Genomic DNA, 17482 nt, shown 5'->3' with positions numbered 1-17482 from the left:
CGCTCATTGCCGGGAGCGGCGCCGCTGCCGGGCGTTGGCCATGCCGACCGCGGCGCGCAGGATGTGCGGGGCGCGGCGAGCCGTTTGCAGCACGGCCCGGTCGATCATGTTGAGGCTCAGCTGTTTTCGAGGTTCGGCGTAGGGCTCACTCTCGCCCGGGGTGTCCGCGGCGGCCAGCGCGTACAGCCGCCATCGGCCGGGGACGCCCTTGAGCTCGTGGTCGCCACGGTCGACGAAGGAGAGCCCGGACCCGACCACCAGGTCCCGGACGGTCCGCGAGACCAGCACCTCGCCCGGACCCGCGGTGGCTCCGATACGGGCTCCGATGTGCACGGTCATCCCGGTCACCTCCGCGCCGATCCCCTCCACATCTCCGGTGTGCACGCCCGCGCGCACCGCCAGCCCCAGCTCCTCGGCCTGACGGCACACGATCAGCGCGCATCGGACGGCCGCCGCCGGGCCGTCGAACACGCTGAGGGTGCCGTCGCCCGCGACGTTGACGAGCCGGCCGCCCGCCAGTTCCACCTCGTTGCGGATCTGCCGTTCGTGGGTGGCCCGCAGGTCGCGGTAGGGGCCGTCGCCGATCCGGGCCAGCATCTCGGTGGACCCGGCGATGTCCGTGAACAGGACCGAGGCGAGGTAGCGGTCGGCGTCGACCGGCCGATGAACCCCGGTCGCGACCTCCTCGATGTGGTCGATGATCGGTATCCAGGCCTCGCCGAGTGACGCACCTGGTGCCGCGGGCGCCAGCGTGTGCAGCGTGGCGTGCGGGATCGAGTCGGTCACGAAGCGCGACACCGCCTCGGGCATCGAACTCGCCGCCGAATGGAGCACCCGCGTCGTGCACTGGACGGAGGGGAGGGCGTCGGAGCAATCGATCCGCAGCAGCCACTCGAGATGCGCGCGGGCGGTCGCGGGTGGTGCGGAGGTGCGTTCGAGCAGCGCCAGCAGCCTGCGATTGAACGGCGAGTCCTGGCTGGGGTCCCACATGGACATGATCTGGCCGGAGCCCCAGTTGTCGTAGACGGCCCGCCAACCCTCGACGTACCGGGCCAGGGCGTCGGGGGTCCAGCCATGTGGGATGTCCGGGCCGTCGCGGAGCATGCCCTCGATGAACGGTTGCTGCAGCACCAGGCCGGTCACCCGCTCGGGCGCTCGGGCTGCCACCAGGACGAGGGGCCCGCAGGTGCTGCCGATGCCGACGAGGGTGGCCCGTCGCATGCCGACCGCGCCCATCACCGCGAGCACGTCGTCGGCCTGCTGCTCGAGGGTGGGGACGTGGTCGACCGGGTCGGACAGGCCGAGGCCGTGGCGCTGGAAGTACACGGTGCGCGAGAAGGTCGCCGTCCGCTCGAAGAGGTAGTGGATGTGCGGATCGGTCCACATCAGGTCCGGGTGCAGGCCGATCTCGAGGAACAGCACCACGTCGGCTCCGCGCTCACCCACGACCTGATAAGCCAGCGCGTGACCGTCACGCTCGACGTACCTGGTACCCGGGGGGTCCATGAGTCCAGGCTAGTCGCGTCAGTCGGGCCGACGGGACAGTCGGCGCTGCCGGGCGTTGGCCATCTCCGCCGCGGCCCGCAGCACGTGCGGGGCGCGGCGGGCCATTCGGAGCACCGCTCGATCGAGCATGGTGAGACCCAGGGTCTTTTGCGACACGGTCGAGGGCTCGCACTCGGCCGGGGCGTCGGTGGCGGTGAGTGCGTACAGCCGCCACCGGCCGGGGACGCCCTTGAGTTCGTGTGTCCCGTGGTCGACGAAGGAGAGCCCGGAGCCGACCACCTGGTCCCGCACCGCACGGGAGACCAGCACCTCGCCCGGCCCGGCCGCGGCCCCTATCCGGGCGCCGATGTGCACGGTGATGCCGGTCAGTTCCGTTCCGATCCCTTCGATCTCGCCGGTGTGCACGCCCGCGCGCACCCCAAGTCCGAGGTCCTCGGCCTGGCGGCAGACGAGGTGCGCGCACCGGACAGCTGCCGCGGGACCGTCGAACACGCTGAGGGTGCCGTCGCCCGCGACGTTCACGAGCCGACCGCCTGCCAGCTCCACCTCGATGCGGACCTGCCGCTCGTGCGTGGCGCGCAGGTCCCGGTAGGGGGAGTCGCCGATCCGGGCCAGCGTCTCGGTGGACCCGGCGATGTCGGTGAACATCACCGAGGCGAGATAGCGCTCGGCGTCGACCGGCCGATGGACGCCGGTCGCGACCTCCTCGATGTGATCGAGGACCTCTATCCAGGCCTGGCCCATCGAGGTGCCGGGCGGAAGCGGGGGCAGCACGTGCAGCGTGCCGTGGGGAATCGCCGCGGCGATGTGCCGCGAGACCGCCAGCGGGACCGCGCTCCGCGCGGAGTGGAGTACGCGCGTCCCGCATTGGATGGAGGCGAGCACCTCGAAATAGTCGATCCGGAACAACCATTCGAGGTGGGCGCGGGCGGTGGCGGGGGTCGCCGAGCAGCGTTCGAGCAGCGCCATCAGCCGCCGATTGAACGGCGAGTCCTGGGTGGGGTCCCACATCGCGATGACCCCGCCGGACCCCCAGTTGTCGTAGACCGTCCGCCACCCGTCGACGAAGCGGTCCCGCGCCTCGACGGTCCAGCCCCGCGGCAGGTCCACGCCCCCGCGGAGCGCGCCCTCGACGAACGGCTGCTGGAACACCATCCCGGTCACCCGGTCCGGGGTGCGCGCCGCGATCAACGCCAGGGCGCCGCAGGTGCTGCCGATGCCGACCAGGGTGGCGCGTTGCATGCCGACCGCGTCCATCACCGCGAGCACGTCGTCGGCCTGCTGCTCGAGGGTGGGAACGTGGTCGACCGGGTCGGACAGTCCGAAGCCGCGGCGCTGGAAATACACCATCCGGCAGAAGGTGGTGGCGCGCTCGAAAACGTAGTGGATGTGCGGATCGGTCCACATCAGGTCCGGGTGCAGGCCGATCTCGAGGAACAGGACCACGTCGACGTCGGCACCGCCCTCGCCCACGACCTGGTAGGCAAGCGCGTGACCGTCGCGCTCGACGTACCTGGTACCCGGTGGGTCCATGAGTCCAGGCTAGTCGCCGGATCAACCCTGTCGGGAGGACCACTGTTGCCGCGCCTGGTGGCGGGGGAGAGTGGGGCGGTCAGCGACCGGGCAGGCGAACGGTGAAGACCGTTCGCCCATCCAGCTGGTCGACGCCGATGGTGCCGCCGTGCAAGTGCACGTTCTCGACGGCGAGGGAGAGTCCGAGTCCGCTTCCCTCGCTGCGGCCGCGCGCGGTGTCGACCTTGTAGAACCGGCGAAAGATCGCCTGCCTGTCTTCCGGTGAGATGCCGGGGCCGTGGTCGACGACGGTGATGACGGCGTAGCCGGGTTCCGCGCTCAACTCGACGCGCACGGGGGGCGCTCCGTGACGCAGCGCATTGCCGACGAGGTTGGCGACGACTATGTCGATTCGCCGCGAATCCACTCTGGCGCTGATTCTTTCGTGCGCGAGCAGTTCGACGGTTTCGGTCCAGCCGCGGCTCTCCAGGGTGCGCTCGGTGAGTTCGACGAGATCGACGTCGTCGAGGACGAGGTGCGCCTGCTGTGAATCGTGGCGCGACATTTCGATGAGATCCTCGACGAGCCGAGTGAGCTTGGCGATCTCGCTGCTCACGATGCGCGCGGCGGCACCGGCGTCCGGCGGAAGGTTGGGGATTTCCTCCCGGAGTATTTCGCTGACCGGAACCAGTGCCGCCAGCGGCGTTCGAAGCTCGTGGGAGACGTCGGCGACGAACCGCCTCGACTGCTCTTCCGATTCTTCGAGCCCCCTGATGACCGCCTCGTTGCGCGCCACCATGTTGTTGAACGTCGTTGTCACCTGGGCGAGTTCGGCCACCCCGTCCTCTGGGAGCCGGACGCTCAACTCGCCGTCGGCGGCGCGGGACGCGGCTTCGTCCAGACGCCTCAGCGGACGTACCAGCGTCGACGCGATCCAGAGCCCGAGCAGACCGCTCACCAACACACCGGCCGTGAGGGTGATGCCGACGACTCGGAGCAGGTCGTCGAACTTGTCCTGCACTCCCACCAGTGGCCGGATGGCGACGGCTTTGACCAGTGTCTGGTCGTCGTGGCCGTTCACTGCGGTGGTGTCCATGACGTGCACGGACATGCCCACCAGGATGCGCTCGGAGTCGAGCCGCTCGAAGCGGATCAGCTCGGTGCTGTCCAGGCCGTCGTCGAAGCTCGACGTGATCGTCGCCGGATCGACGGATCCTCGACGGACGACTTCACCGTCGGAGATCAGTGTCATGTCGGACGGGAAGACCTGTGCGAGGTTGGCCGGTGTCAGTCCGTCCACCGGCACGCCGTTGACGGACTGTAGTTCGTCGCGAAACTGTGCGGTTGCCACATCCTGAGCATTGAAATAGATCCACGACCGCGCCATGAGCGACACCACGCCTGCTGTTCCTCCGGCGATGATCACGACGATGGCGATGAACACCAGCACCAGCCGTGTCCGCAGGCCGTCGACCCGCAGCCAGGCCGGTCTCATCGAGCTGAGCTGGGGTTGAAGCGATAGCCGAAGCCGCGCACCGTTTCGATGACGGTCGGGTCGGCCGGGTCGTCCTCGATCTTTCCGCGGAGTCGTTGCACCGCCGCGTCGACGATTCGGGAGTCACCCAGGTACTCCTGGTCCCAGGCCGCCGACAACAACTGCCGTCGGCTGAGGACCTGTCCGGGATTCTCGGTCAGGGCGAGGATCAGTCGCAGTTCGGTTGGAGTCAGGGTCATCAGGTTTCCGGCTTTGCGGACCTGCAGTGACGACCGATCGACCTCCAGGTTGCCGAACGTTTCGGCGACCCGCACAGCTTCTGCGCGCGGCGTTGCGGGCGTCGACCGCCTGACGACGGCCTTGATGCGTGCGTCGAGGACTCGTGGGCTGGCAGGTTTGACGACGTAATCGTCGGCACCGGCTTCCAGGCCGGCAACGGTGTCGATGTCGTCGGACCGAGCGGTCAGGATGATGATCGGAATCGAACTGCGGGTGCGGATGCGTCGACAGATCTCGTATCCGTCGGCACCCGGGAGCCCGAGGTCGAGCAGTACGAGGTCCGCGGTGGTGAGGATGTCGTCGAAGTCGCAATTGCCGTCAGGGCGATGGCTGACGTCGTGCCCGAGTCGGTTCAGTCCCAACGTGATTGCTTCGGCCACGGCTGCATCGTCTTCTATGAAGAGAATGCTCACCATGATGATCCGGGTCTTCTGCGGTCGGAGGAATCTCGGTCAGCCAAGGGTACAGGTGTCACACTCCCGAGAGCCGTTCGTTGCTGGGGTCGGCCAGTATCGAGTGCCGCGCTGCGGTGGTGTTCAACGGAAATGCGGCGACGGCGAGGGTGTAACAGCCGACGAGGAGTAGCGCGCCGATCACGTCACTCGGACGGTGCCACTGCCTCACGACCACCGAGATCGCGGTACTGATGGTGAGCAGGGCGCCGTTGATCGCGACGACGGCCCGCCATCGGGTGGGGGTGACGAGGACGATCGCGCAAACGAGGGCAGTGATGGCCGTGAGCGTGCCGCTGGGAAAGGAATTGTGCATGACGAGACCGTTCAGGTCAGGCCGATCCAGCGACTGTTTGAGAACCCAGGCCGTCGTGATGGGACCGAGTGTCACGACGACGACTCGCAGCGTCAGTGCAATCGGGTTGTTGCGCAACGTGATCATGAGTACCACGAGCACCCCTCCCACTATCAGGATCGGGGTGACGAGGCCGACGAACTCGGCAGAGAACACCCCGAGGTCCTCGGAGAATGCGGCCGCGTCCACCATGAGTTGTTGATCGACGATCTGGCCTCCGGCCGTGTTGACCGCCAATTCGAATCCGATGATCCCGAGGATCAAGAGTGCCAGTGCGACAACCAGTCTCGCCGGTTTGATGCGTGTCATGGTCAGCGTTCCGCTCTCCCGTCCGAAGCATTGTTCAGTTGTGGTGGGCATTGCCCTCCAGGGGTGGTTGCCAATTCGAAGTGCCACATCTCGTTGGCGTACGCCTGGCACAGGCCGTAGTCGTTGCCGTGCCGGATGAGCCAGTCGTCTGCGTTCGTCGGTCCGATGTCGACTGCCTGTCCGCTGACGTGCTTGGAGAGACTCGGGGAATGCACCCACTTGGCGGCTTCGCTCGCGCTGCCGTACTTGACCACGGCCTCGTCGAACAGGCGCTGCTGGTATGCGGCGGACCGCCACCCCGACGTGATGTGCATTTCCACCCCGGATGCCTGTGCATCGGCGGCCGCGGCCTGCAGCGCCTTGAGAAGCGCGGGGTCGAGACGGGCCAGTGCGGGGACATGCTTGTCGTCGAGACCGACGCCGTCCTCGATCTCGCCACCGCCGGGTCCCGAATCGGGCTGAGTGGCAAGGTAGTTACCGCGCTTGGGCTCTGCGGCATCGGTGAACGAGCACGCACCGAGCGTGAGCGCTCCGAGTGCGGCGAGGCAGATGATTCTGCGGTGGATCGGCATGCAACCGAGACTGCTCGGTCAGTGTCACCGTGAAGTGGTCGTTGTTCGTCGACGGTGCCACGGTCTGCAACAGCTCTGTAACAGCACGGAACGGGGCTGGTGAGAAGCCGTGCATTTTCACCGTCAGGCGGGACCGCCGTCCTGGCCGTGCAGGTGGGCCCGCTCCCCGTCGCGGTCGAAGATGGTGAGGATCTCCACGGGGCCCTCGTGAGCCCCGATGGCGTGCGGGACCATGGTCGAGAACTCGGCCGCCTCACCGGCCTGGACCAGCAGTGTTCGCTCGCCCAGGTGCAGCCGGGCGGTGCCGGACAGGACGGTGAACCAGTCGCGACCGGGGTGCACCCCCAGTTGCTCGGCCGTGGTCGGGCGTTCGGGGGTGATGCGCATCTTCGCCACCGTCACCCCCGGCAGGGCCCGGTCGCGGGAGAGCAGCCAGGTCGTCACTCCCCGCGTGTGCTCGGGCTGCGGACGGATCACCACGTCCTCGTCGTCGGCCGATTCGACCAGCTGATCGAGGGTGGTGCCGAGGGCCCGGGCGATGGGGACCAGCTGATCGAGGGCGATCCTGCGGTGCCCGGTCTCGATGCGGCTCAGGGTGGAGGGGCTCAGAAAGCAGCGCGCCGCGAGGGCGTCCAGCGACCAGCCCCTGGCCAGGCGGAGGCCGCGGATGCGCTGCCGGATCATGGCATCCATGGTGACTTCTTGCGTCATAGGCAAGATGGTATGCCCTATACGCAGGATGTGCTTATGGTGGAGGCATGACGCAGCACTTCCACCAGCACGGACATGGACACGACCATCACCACGGACACGGTCACGGACACCATGACGAGGCGGGCCTGGCGGACATGCTCGACCTCGACGCGGAGGTGCTCGGGGCGTACCTCGACGAGGTGACCGCGTGGGCGCAGCGGCACGCCCCCGACGCACCGCACACCGTCGTCGACCTAGGTGCGGGAACGGGCACCGGCAGCCTCGCGCTCGCGCGGCGGTTCGGGGCATCGCAGCTGATCGCGGTCGACAGGTCGGCGGTGATGCTCGATCGTGTCCGGGCATCCGCCCGCGCGGCAGGCGTGGCCGATCGGCTGCGCGTCGCCCGGGCCGACCTGGACGACGGCTGGCCCGCGGTCGGCCCCGCGGACGTCGCCTGGGCGGCCTCGTCGCTGCACGAGGTCGCCGACCCGGACCTGGTGCTGCGGGGGGTGCACGAGGGGCTGAACCCCGGCGGGCTGCTGGTCGTCGTCGAAATGGACGGCCTGCCGAGGTTTCTACCCGACGACATCGGCGTCGGCCGCCCCGGCCTGGAGTCGCGGTGCCACGAACTCCTGGCCAAGGCGAACTGGAACACCTACCCGGACTGGCGACCGCACCTGGAGCGGGCGGGTTTCGATGTCCTCGAGCAGCGCAGTTTCACCGTGGACGCGAGCACCGTCGACGCGGATCCGACACCAGAGCGCGCGGGGCGGTACGCACACACCTTCCTGAGTCGTGTCCGCGCCGCCCTCGACGGCCAACTGGCCGCCGACGACCTCGACACCCTCGACCACCTGCTCGCCGCGGACCATCCCGCGTCGGTCCTGCGCCGCGGCGATCTGACCATCCGGGGCAGCCGAACCGCCTGGGCGGCCCGCCGACCCTGAGATCCCGGGAGACGAGACGCGGACACGAATTCAGCTCGGTGAGCACATCATTCGTGTTAGCTGGTCGCGAACCATTTCACCTGAAGCAAGGATTTCGGTCGTGCCGCTCAATATTGCCGATCTGTACGAGGCGGTCGCGGACGCGATCCCCGACCGCGTGCCGTTGATCTTCGGATCGCCTGACCCCGCGGGCGCCGGTCCGGGGAGGGCCGAGCGGCGCAGCTACGCGGAGCTCGAGCGCCGGGCGAATCGGCTCGCCCACCACCTGCGGTCGGTCGGGGTGCAGCCGGGCCAGCACGTCGGCATCCACATGCGCAACAGCATCGAGTACGTCGAGGGCCTGCTCGCCTGCCTGAAGATCCGGGCGGTGCCGGTCAACGTCAACTTCCGCTACACCGACGCGGAGCTGGTCTACCTCTACAACAACTCCGAGATCGTCGCCCTCATCGTCGAGGAGGAGTACCTCCCGACCGCGACCGCCGCCCTGTCGCGCTGCCCGGGCGTCGGGCACGTGCTGACCGTCGGCGCCGAGTACGAGGCGGCGCTGGCGGCGCAGTCGCCGGATCGGGACTTCCCGCCGCGCAGCCAGGACGACCACTTCATCATCTACACCGGCGGCACCACGGGCATGCCCAAGGGCGTGGTGTGGCGGCACGAGGACTTCTTCTACGCCGCGCTGTCCGGCGCGAACCTGAGCGGCCCGCCCCGCACCAGCGTGGCGGAGGTGGTCGAGGCCGCGGTGGCGAACACGAATCCCGCCGTGCTGATGCTCATTCCGCCGCTGATGCACGGGGCGGCGGTCTACTCGCTGCTGACCGCCTTCCTGATGGGGGCGCCGCGGGTGATCGCGCGCAGCTTCGACCCCGTCGAGGTGCTGCGGCTGATCGAGGCCGAGAAGATCACCGGCGTCACCGTCGTCGGCGACGCCATCGCCCGGCCGATCGCGGACGCCATGACGGCGCACGCGGGGGAGTACGACCTGTCCTCCCTCAAGCTGATCGGCTCCGGCGGTGCCCTGTTCTCGCCGCAGCTCAAGGACCGGCTGCGCGAGCTGGTCCCCGGGCTGGTCGTCAAGGACGCCTTCGGCGCCTCCGAATCGGGCAACGACGGGGTCGTCGAGTTCGGCGACGACGGCACCAAGCGGATCAGGGCCAACCCGAACATGCTGCTCGTCGACGAGCGGGGCCTGGCCATCGCGCCGGGCTCGGACGAGCTGGGCTACATCGCGCGCCGCGGCCACGTCCCGGTCGCGTACTTCGGCGACGAGGAGAAGACGGCCGCGACGTTCCCGGTGGTGGACGGGGTGCGGATGGCCATCCTCGGCGACATGGGGCGGATGGAGGCGGACGGCACCATCGTGCTGCTCGGCCGCGGCTCGATGTGCATCAACTCCGGCGGCGAGAAGGTGTTCCCCGAGGAGGTGGAGCAGGCCCTCAAGACGCACCCGGCGGTGCTCGACGCCCTCGTCGCCGGGGTGCCCGACGCCCGGTTCGGCGAGCGGGTCGCGGCGGTGGTGCAGCTGCGCGAGGGCGATCACGGCATCGACACCGCCGAGATCGCCGAGCACTGCCGCGAGCACGTCGCGGGCTACAAGATCCCGAGGTCGATCGTGGTGGTGCCGTCGATCGTGCGGTCGCCGAGCGGCAAGGCGGACTACCGCTGGGCCAAGGAGACGGTCGCGCAGGGCTGAGTCGCACTCCCCTGTGACGCCGGCCACGGACCAGGTAAGTTGTGTGTAACCGCAAGAACTACTCACCAGTAGGGGTACGAAATGCCTGCTCCGTCCGCCGCGACCTTCGCGCGGCTCGCCGACCTCATCGCCATCCCGGACGCGGCGAGCCGCCCGACCCGCCCCGTCGTCGAGGCCTTCACCGGCCGCGAACTGGCGACCGTCCCGGTCGGCACCGCGGAGGACGCGGTCGCCGCGATCGAGCGTGCCCGGGTGGCCCAGGTCGAGTGGGCCAAGCGTTCCGCCGACGACCGCGCCCGCATCTTCCATCGGTACCGCGAGCTGGTGCTGGAGAACCGTGACGCGCTGCTGGACATGGCGCAGGCGGAGACCGGCAAGTCCAGGGCAGCCGCCCTGGAAGAGGTCCTCGACATCGCCATGACCTCGCGGTACTACGCCCGCGTCGCCCCGAAGCTGCTCAAGCCGAAGCGCGTCCAGGGCATGCTGCCCGGCCTCACCAAGACCGTGGTGCACCACCACGCGAAGGGCGTCGTCGGCGTCATCTCGCCGTGGAACTACCCGATGACCCTCGCGGTGTCCGACGCCATCGCCGCCCTGATGGCGGGCAACGCGGTGGTCATCAAGCCGGACAGCCAGACCCCGTACTGCGCGCTCGCCTGCGTCGACCTGATGTACCAGGCCGGACTGCCGCGCGAGGTGTTCGCGGTGGTCCCCGGCCCCGGATCCGTCGTGGGCACCGCGATCGTCGAGAACACCGACTACCTGATGTTCACGGGCTCCACCGCCACCGGCCAGCTGCTCGCCGAGCAGGCCGGCCGACGGCTGATCGGCTTCTCCGCCGAACTCGGTGGCAAGAACCCGATGATCGTCACCAAGGGCGCCAACCTGCGCGAGGTCGCCGATGCGGCGGTCCGCGCCTGCTACTCGAACTCCGGCCAGCTGTGCATCTCCATCGAGCGGATCTACGTGGAGCAGCCGGTCGCCGACGAGTTCACCAAGCTCTTCGGTGAGCGCGTCCGGAACATGACCCTCGGCGCCGGCTACGAGTTCGGCATCGAGATGGGCAGCCTCGTCTCCGAGGCGCAGGTCAAGACCGTCTCCGGGCACGTCGACGACGCCGTGGTCAAGGGTGCCACCGTGGTCGCGGGCGGCAAGGCGCGCCCCGACCTGGGTCCGCTGTTCTACGAGCCGACGGTACTCACCGGCGTCACCGACGAGATGGAGTGCGCCCGCAACGAGACCTTCGGTCCGCTGGTGTCGATCTACCCGGTCGCCGACGTGAACGAGGCGATCCGGCAGGCCAACGACACCGAGTACGGCCTCAACGCCAGCGTCTGGGCGGGCAGCAAGGCAGAGGGCGAGGCCATCGCGGCCCAGGTCCGCGCGGGCACCGTCAACGTCGACGAGGGTTACGCGCCCGCCTGGGGCAGCACCGCGGCGCCGATGGGCGGCATGGGTGTGTCCGGCGTCGGCCGCAGGCACGGGCCCGACGGTCTGCTCAAGTACACCGAGTCGCAGACCATCGCGACCACGCGGGTGCTGAATCTCGGTGGGCCCCGCGGACTTCCGCCGAAGGTCTGGGCAAAGGTGCTGGCGCCGTTCATCAAGGTGCTGCAGTACGTCCCCGGGCGCTGACCGGATGGATCGCGCGAGCGTTCTGATCGAGGCCGCGCCGTCGGCGGTGTGGGATGTGGTCACCGACATCGCAGGCATGGGCCGGTTCAGCCCGGAGAACACCGGCGGGCGGTGGACCGGCGGCGAGCCGGTGACCGCCGGTGCGACCTTCACGGGCAGCAACCGGCACGGCCCGGTGCGGTGGACCACTCATTGCACGGTGGTCGATGTCGTTGCGGGGGAGCGGTTCTCGTTCGAGGCGGAAGAGTCGAAGGCGCGCTGGAGCTACCTGCTCGAGCCGTCCGGCACCGGTACCCGGCTCACCGAGACCCGGGAGATCTACGGGACGCCCGCGCTGTGGGTGCGGATCGTGCAGCGCTCGAAGGTGCTCGGTCGGGACCGGGACACGCTGATGCGGGCGGGCATGCAGGCCACGCTGGAGCGGATGAAGGCGCACCTGGAGGCGCACCAGGAGGTCTAGGGCACTGCCCGGATCCCGCTCGGCGCCGCGGCGAATCCATCGAAAGTATGAAACTCGGCGCGCCCCCGGCATTTCGCGACGACAGGGGGTGGCGACGGTGATGGAATCGTGGCGGCGCCGTTCGGCGCCCGCTGTGTGACGTGGAAGGGGCACCCCCATGACCACCGAGTCGACCGACTTGGAGCCGAGAGCCGATCGGCGCGCCTGGATCGGGCTCGGGGTGCTCGCTGCGGGACTGTCCATGATCGTGGTGGACGGCACCATCGTCGGCGTCGCGCTGCCGGTGATCATCACCGACCTCGATCTCGACCTGACCGACGCGCAGTGGGTCAACAGCGTCTACTCGGTGGTCTTCGCCGCGCTGCTGCTCACCGCCGGGCGGCTCGGCGACCGGCTCGGCCGCCGCCGCATGTTCATTCTCGGCGTGCTGGTGTTCCTGTTGGGCAGCGTGTTCGCCGCGCTCGCCACCAGCGCGACCTCACTCATCATCGCCCGCGTCATCCAGGGCGTCGGTGGCGCCTTCGTGCTCCCGACGACCCTCTCCAGCGTGAACGCGACCTTCCGCGGCAAGGATCGGATCGTCGCGTTCGCGGTGTGGGGAGCGGTGATCTCGGGCATGGCGGCGGTCGGCCCGCTGCTCGGCGGCTGGCTCACCACCTACTTCACCTGGCCGTGGATCTTCATCGTGAACGTCCCGATCGGCATCGCGGTGATCATCGGTGCCCTGTACGCGGTGCGGGAGACCAAGGCCACCATCACCGAGCCGGGCCTCGACGTGGACGGGCTGCTGCTCAGCGCGATCGGCTTCGGCGGTGTCATCTTCGCCCTGATCGAGGGGCAGAGCCTCGGCTGGTGGAAGCCGATCGCTCCGTTCAGCGTGTTCGGGCTCGAATGGCCCGCGGACGCGCCGGTGTCGGTGGTCCCGGTCGTCGGCGCGATCGGCCTGGCCAGCCTCGTGCTGTTCGTGTTCTGGGAGCGGCACCGGGCCCGCGGCAGCCACCGCTCCGCGATCCTCGACCTGAGCCTGTTCTCGGTCCCGACGTTCAGCTGGGGCAACCTGACCGCGCTGACCGTGGCGATCGGCGAGTTCGGCCTGCTGCTGGTGCTGCCGCTGTTCCTGGTGAACGCGCTCGGCCTGACCACGATGGGCGCGGGCCTGGTGCTGGCCGCGATGGCGCTGGGCGCCTTCGCCTCCGGCGCTGCGGCCCGGCACGTGGCCGCCGCGTTCGGTGCGCCGAAGACCGTGATCCTGGGATTGGCGCTCGAGGCCGTCGGCGTGGCGGTGGTGGCGTTCGCGCTGTCCTCCACGGTGTCGCCGTGGCTGCTCGCGGTGCTGCTGGCGATCTACGGCGCGGGCCTCGGGCTGGCGTCGGCGCAGCTGACCGGGACGGTGCTCGCCGACATCCCGGCGGAGAAGTCGGGCCAGGGCTCGGCGACGCAGAGCACCGTGCGTCAGCTCGGCGCCGCGCTCGGGTCCGCGGTGCTGGGCGCCGTGCTCTCGATCTCGTTGGCGCAGAACCTCTCCGACAGCCTCGAGCCGGTCACGTCGGTGCCGCCGCCGGCGCAGGAACAGCTGGTCACCGCGACCAGGGACTCCGCGGGCGGCACCATCTCCGGGATCCGCGAGCAGGGCGAGGAGGGCAAGCTCGGCCCGTCCGGGCCCGAGGTCACCGCGGCGCTGTCGGAGGGCTTCGGCGACGCGACCCGCACCGCGTTGTTCGTGGCGTCCGGGTTCCTGGCGCTCGGCCTGGTCAGCGCCACCGCGCTGAACGCGCGGTCCCGCAAGGAGACCTAGCCGGCCGCCCGGTCGCGGTCGTAGGCGGCGACCACCCGCTTCGGGGCGGTCAGCCGCCACGCCTCCTCGACGAGCTCGGCCAGCTCCTGCGGATCCACCCGGTCGAGGACGACGTCGATCCAGCCCCAGCGCCCGAAAAACGGGGCCACCATGAAGGTCTCGGGGTCCTGTTCGAGCAGCGCGGCCTGATCGTCGCGGGTGGCCTTGAGGCACGCCGTGGGCGCACCGTATCCGACCATCGCGAACATCTTCTTGCGCACCCGGAAGGTCGGCTGATTGCCCCAGTTGTCGACCACGATCTCCTCCGCCTCGGGGAGGGCCAGCATCAGCGCGCGTACATCCTGCTCGGAGGGCATGAGGCAGTTATAGCGCCGCCCGCCGACACCCGCGGTTCAGGCGGTGGTGGCGAGCGCGGCGGCCAGGCCGAAGGCGACGGCCATCGCCAGCACCTCAAGCACCGCGCGCCGCAGCGAGTCCTCCGCCTGCATGCGGTGCGCACCCGCCGCGGGCACCCAGGTCCGGCGCCACCACCAGCCGAGCGCGCCGAGCGCGAGCAGCGCCGCGGTCTTGGCCAGCACGATCCGCCCGTAGCCGGTGTCGACCAGCGCGCCAACGCCGCCGAGCTTGACCGCGGCGTCGATCACGCCGGTCACCGTCAACACCGCGACGCAGCGCCAGGCCAGCTCCGAGTAGCGCGGCAGCAGGGTGGCCCAGGCGCCCCTGGCCCGCAGCAGCAGTGCCATCGCGACCAGCGGTCCCAGCCACAGCGCGGCGGCGAGCGCGTGCGCGGCTCCGAACAGCGAACCCAGGGTCTGTGCCGACATGTGACCGGTGACGGGCCGGGCCGCGAGCGCGACCGCGGCGAGCACCGCGACGGAGGTGATCGGCCAGTCGGCGCCCCGCCGGAACGCCAGCGCCCCGATCACCGCGATCGCGGTGGTGCAGGCCACGGTGGCGCCGCCGATCTGCCCCGCGTTGACGTCACCGAGAAACCGGCCGAACGTGGTCGAGGAGAGCGCGCCGGCCCCGGTCTCGGTCGTCTCCGCCGCCGCGGCGACCACCAGGGCGACCTCGGCCAGGGTCCAGGCCCCGGCCAGCGCCGCGATCGGCCGCCACAGTTGGCCGCGCGCGACCACCGGTCGCGGCTCGGATCGCTGCAGCCACTCGAGTGCCGTCAGGCCGAGCACCGTCGACCCGAGGAGGACGGCGAGCACCCGGATCAGGCTCGACGGGTCGGGGCCGGCCGGGCGGGCCAGCAGCCAGGCCATCCCGACCCCGGCCAGGCCGGCGGGCGCGGCGAACAGCAGCCATCGTGGCGAGATCTGCCACCGCCGCCGCGCGCCCGCCGAGGCCACCGAGGTCAGCTCTTGCCGCTGGGACGGCGCAGCGCGAACGCCAGCCCGCCGCCGAACACCAGCACGCCCGCGACGATGAACGGCCACATCGGCAGCCCGTCCGAATCGCCGCCCTCGGCGTCGGCCTTGTCGCCGCCCGGCTTCGCGCCTGGGGTGCCCGAGCCCTGCTCGGTGAGGGTGAAGGTGCGGGTCCCGCTGACGGGGTGGCCGTCGGCGGAGGTCACCCGGTAGGCGATCGTGTACTCCCCGGTGGGGCCGAGTTCGCCGACCGGGACGCTGACCGAGGGGCCCTGCACGGTTGGCTCGCCCTTCGACCACAGGTTGCCGTCCGGGCCGACAACGGTGAGGGTGGCGAAGCTGGGCTGCATCGGTTCGTTGAACGTGATGACGGCCTGCTCCGGGCCCACCGCGACGGACGAGCCGTCCGCGGGGTTCGAACTGGTCACGACCGCGTGGGCCCCGGCGACGCCCGCGCCGAGCAGCGCGGCCACCGCGGCGAACATCGTCACGGCCAGGACGCGGACCCGGGTGCTCATGAGCGCCGTCCGCGGACGGTCGCGCCGACGCCGAGCGCGGCGCCGAGTGCGCCGAGCACCAGGCCGATGCCGCCGAGCCAACGGGCCGTGGTGTCGACGCCATCGTCGTCGGTGGTCGTGGACGAGGCGGTCGAGGCGCCGTGGTGGCCGTCCTCGGACTCCGAGGCGGGGGCCAGCGCGAGGGCGGGCGCCGGCTTGTCGGGCTCGCTGCCGTCGGGGCCGGGCTGCTGATCCCAGTTCACGACCTGGCCGTCGCTGTAGGTCTGCGTGGCGGCGAAGGACACCTCGTCCTGCTCCGGCAGCGGTCCCGTGGACAGCAGGAACTGCTGGAACTGGCCGGGTCCGACGCTGACGCCGGGATCGGCGGTCCAGGTGACGGAGGTGGCCTCGCCGGAGGCGGCGTCCTTGGTGACCTGCGACGTCCAGCCCGGCATCGGCTCGGTGCGGGCGGATGCCAGGTTGGGCAGCGCCACCGTCAGCTTGGTGGTGCCCGCGGTCTCCGACTCGGTGGGCACCTTGAAGGTCAGGACGGTGTAGCCGCCCTGCTCGGCGCCGGGGGCGCTGACCGAGACGTGCGCGGAGGCGAGTCCGGTGCCGAGCAGCAGGGCGCCGCCGGTGGCGCCGACCGTGAGGAGGGCGCGGGAAATGAGGGTGGTCATGGGGTTCTTTCTCGAGAGGGGAGGGCGGGCTCGGGTCGCCGAGTCCGCTATGCGGGCACCGCCGCGGGCGGTCCGCGTCTCGAGATGCAGAAGTGCAGCAGCGTCACCGGCGCGAACGGGTCCGTCGACGCGGCGCGGAGCGGGAAATTGGTGCGCGGCAGCGGATTCCACCGACGCAGGACGGACCGCAGCACCCGGGTGATCGGGCCGTACACGGCCTCCGCGGCCAGGATCAGCGCGGCGCACAGCGCCGTCGCGACGGCGTGGGCGCCGAGCATCGTCAGCCCGCTGGGGGAGAACTCCGGCCCGTGGAACTGGTGCGCGGTGAGGGCGGTCGACAGCGCGAGGTGTCCGACGAGCTGCCCGGCCGCCAGCGCCCCGAGCAGCGCGACCCGGCCGCCGCGCAGGCCGCCGGCGAGCGCGCCGACGGCGGCACAGCACAGCACCAGCAGCGTCAGGGCCGAGGAGTCCGGGTAGCCGCCGCCCGCGACCCCGTGGCCTGCCACCGCGATCGCCGCGGTGAGCGCCCCGACCGCCGCGCCGCGCATGCGGGCGGTGTGGTCGGGGAGGGGGGTCGGCATCTTCGGAGCGTCGCGCCTGGGGTCAGCGGACGCCGAGGCGGGCGAGCAGGTCGGCCTCGACGCCGTCGAGTTCGGCCGAGATCGCGTGGTGGGCGGCCCTGCGGCGCTGGACCGGCATCTGCTCGGAGGCCCGGACGGCCGTGCTGAGCTCGGCGAGGCGACCGAGGACGGCGCCGGTGAACCGGGTGGTCTCGGGGTCGGGGTACTGGGCGGCGATGGCGTTCGCGGACCGCTCGGCGCCGGCGATCCGGGCGCTGAGGTGGGCGCCGTGCCCGGTGTAGGTGCCCAGCTCCTCGGGGGCGATGCCCATCTTGTTGGCGCGCTGCTGGTCCAGCTGCGCGCGCAGCATGGTGGCGCCGCGGTAGACGAGGGGGGCGAGCACCGGCGTCAGCAGCCGGGCGATGCCCAGGTACTTGCGGATCTGGCCGACGCTGAGCTTGCCGCGGGTGGCGGCCTTCTCCTGCGCCTTCAGCGTCGCGAGCTGAGCCTTCTCGACCTTCTTCGCGGACTTGGCCTCGGTGCGCATCTTCTTGCGGTCGTTGCGGGCGCCGAGCTTCGCCTCGACCTTGGCCTTGTGCTTGAGGGCCTTCGCCTCGGCACGCCGGGTCGCGCGTGTCTTACGTTTCCTGAACAAACCCATGCGTAAGGCCC

18 protein-coding genes are annotated in these 17482 nt (G+C 70.5%); 5 read left to right on the top strand and 13 right to left on the bottom strand.

Going from position 1 to position 17482, the window contains the following annotated elements:
- Positions 1–3 precede the first annotated feature (3 nt).
- From FCG67_RS03615 to FCG67_RS03585, 7 genes are all read right to left on the bottom strand, one after another.
- Complete coding sequence (locus tag FCG67_RS03615) at positions 4–1506, bottom strand: adenylate/guanylate cyclase domain-containing protein (RefSeq protein ID WP_136907273.1); 1503 nt, start codon at positions 1504–1506, stop codon at positions 4–6.
- An 18-nt stretch (positions 1507–1524) separates the two neighbouring features.
- Positions 1525–3039 (bottom strand): adenylate/guanylate cyclase domain-containing protein, encoded by a 1515-nt coding sequence (locus FCG67_RS03610; protein ID WP_136907271.1) that lies wholly within the window; start codon positions 3037–3039, stop codon positions 1525–1527.
- 79 nt (positions 3040–3118) lie between these two features.
- Positions 3119–4468, bottom strand: a complete 1350-nt coding sequence (locus tag FCG67_RS03605; RefSeq protein WP_246044813.1) for a sensor histidine kinase — start codon at positions 4466–4468, stop codon at positions 3119–3121.
- A gap of 41 nt (positions 4469–4509) precedes the next feature.
- Positions 4510–5208, bottom strand: coding sequence for a response regulator transcription factor (locus FCG67_RS03600; protein WP_136907267.1), 699 nt, complete (start codon positions 5206–5208; stop codon positions 4510–4512).
- Positions 5209–5263: 55 nt separating this feature from the next.
- Entirely contained in the window at positions 5264–5908 is a 645-nt protein-coding gene (locus tag FCG67_RS03595) for a phosphatase PAP2 family protein (protein WP_136907265.1), read from the bottom strand.
- Positions 5909–5910: 2 nt separating this feature from the next.
- A complete protein-coding gene (locus tag FCG67_RS03590) occupies positions 5911–6480 on the bottom strand; it encodes a M15 family metallopeptidase (RefSeq protein WP_136907263.1) in 570 nt (189 codons plus the stop codon).
- 123 nt (positions 6481–6603) lie between these two features.
- A complete protein-coding gene (locus FCG67_RS03585) occupies positions 6604–7191 on the bottom strand; it encodes a helix-turn-helix domain-containing protein (protein WP_097210695.1) in 588 nt (195 codons plus the stop codon).
- A gap of 47 nt (positions 7192–7238) precedes the next feature.
- On the opposite strand from FCG67_RS03585, the gene FCG67_RS03580 reads away from it, so the two are divergent.
- From FCG67_RS03580 to FCG67_RS03560, 5 genes are all read left to right on the top strand, one after another.
- A complete protein-coding gene (locus FCG67_RS03580; protein ID WP_136907262.1) occupies positions 7239–8120 on the top strand; it encodes a class I SAM-dependent methyltransferase in 882 nt (293 codons plus the stop codon).
- A 100-nt stretch (positions 8121–8220) separates the two neighbouring features.
- Entirely contained in the window at positions 8221–9810 is a 1590-nt protein-coding gene (locus tag FCG67_RS03575; RefSeq protein WP_136907260.1) for an acyl-CoA synthetase, read from the top strand.
- 81 nt (positions 9811–9891) lie between these two features.
- Positions 9892–11445, top strand: a complete 1554-nt coding sequence (locus tag FCG67_RS03570) for a succinic semialdehyde dehydrogenase (RefSeq protein ID WP_136907258.1) — start codon at positions 9892–9894, stop codon at positions 11443–11445.
- Positions 11446–11449: 4 nt separating this feature from the next.
- Positions 11450–11905, top strand: a complete 456-nt coding sequence (locus FCG67_RS03565; protein ID WP_136907256.1) for an SRPBCC family protein — start codon at positions 11450–11452, stop codon at positions 11903–11905.
- Between the two features lie 157 nt (positions 11906–12062).
- On the top strand, positions 12063–13700 hold the full coding sequence (locus tag FCG67_RS03560; RefSeq protein WP_136907254.1) for a DHA2 family efflux MFS transporter permease subunit: 1638 nt from the start codon (positions 12063–12065) through the stop codon (positions 13698–13700).
- On the opposite strand, the gene FCG67_RS03555 is transcribed toward FCG67_RS03560, so the two are convergent.
- The 6 genes from FCG67_RS03555 to FCG67_RS03530 all read right to left on the bottom strand — a co-directional run bounded on the left by FCG67_RS03555 (position 13697) and on the right by FCG67_RS03530 (position 17471).
- Positions 13697–14056: an MmcQ/YjbR family DNA-binding protein gene (locus FCG67_RS03555; RefSeq protein ID WP_136907252.1), complete on the bottom strand. Its 360-nt coding sequence runs from the start codon at positions 14054–14056 to the stop codon at positions 13697–13699. The genes FCG67_RS03560 and FCG67_RS03555 overlap by 4 nt on opposite strands.
- Before the next feature lie 36 nt (positions 14057–14092).
- Positions 14093–14968 carry a CopD family protein gene (locus FCG67_RS03550; protein ID WP_136908039.1) on the bottom strand — a complete coding sequence of 292 codons (876 nt, stop codon included), beginning with the start codon at positions 14966–14968 and terminating at the stop codon, positions 14093–14095.
- 92 nt (positions 14969–15060) lie between these two features.
- Entirely contained in the window at positions 15061–15591 is a 531-nt protein-coding gene (locus FCG67_RS03545; RefSeq protein WP_136907250.1) for a copper resistance CopC family protein, read from the bottom strand.
- Positions 15588–16250 carry a YcnI family copper-binding membrane protein gene (locus FCG67_RS03540; RefSeq protein WP_136907248.1) on the bottom strand — a complete coding sequence of 221 codons (663 nt, stop codon included), beginning with the start codon at positions 16248–16250 and terminating at the stop codon, positions 15588–15590. The genes FCG67_RS03545 and FCG67_RS03540 overlap by 4 nt, the downstream gene beginning before the upstream one ends.
- A 47-nt stretch (positions 16251–16297) precedes the next feature.
- Complete coding sequence (locus tag FCG67_RS03535) at positions 16298–16831, bottom strand: hypothetical protein (RefSeq protein ID WP_136907246.1); 534 nt, start codon at positions 16829–16831, stop codon at positions 16298–16300.
- A gap of 22 nt (positions 16832–16853) precedes the next feature.
- A complete protein-coding gene (locus FCG67_RS03530) occupies positions 16854–17471 on the bottom strand; it encodes a DUF6474 family protein (protein ID WP_136907244.1) in 618 nt (205 codons plus the stop codon).
- Between the last annotated feature and the right edge of the window lie 11 nt (positions 17472–17482).

Origin of the sequence: Rhodococcus oryzae (assembly GCF_005049235.1) — a bacterium.
GTDB lineage: Bacteria > Actinomycetota > Actinomycetes > Mycobacteriales > Mycobacteriaceae > Rhodococcus_G > Rhodococcus_G oryzae.
The sequence above is the reverse complement of the archived record's forward strand: the minus strand, read 5'-3'. Positions and strand labels throughout refer to the sequence as shown.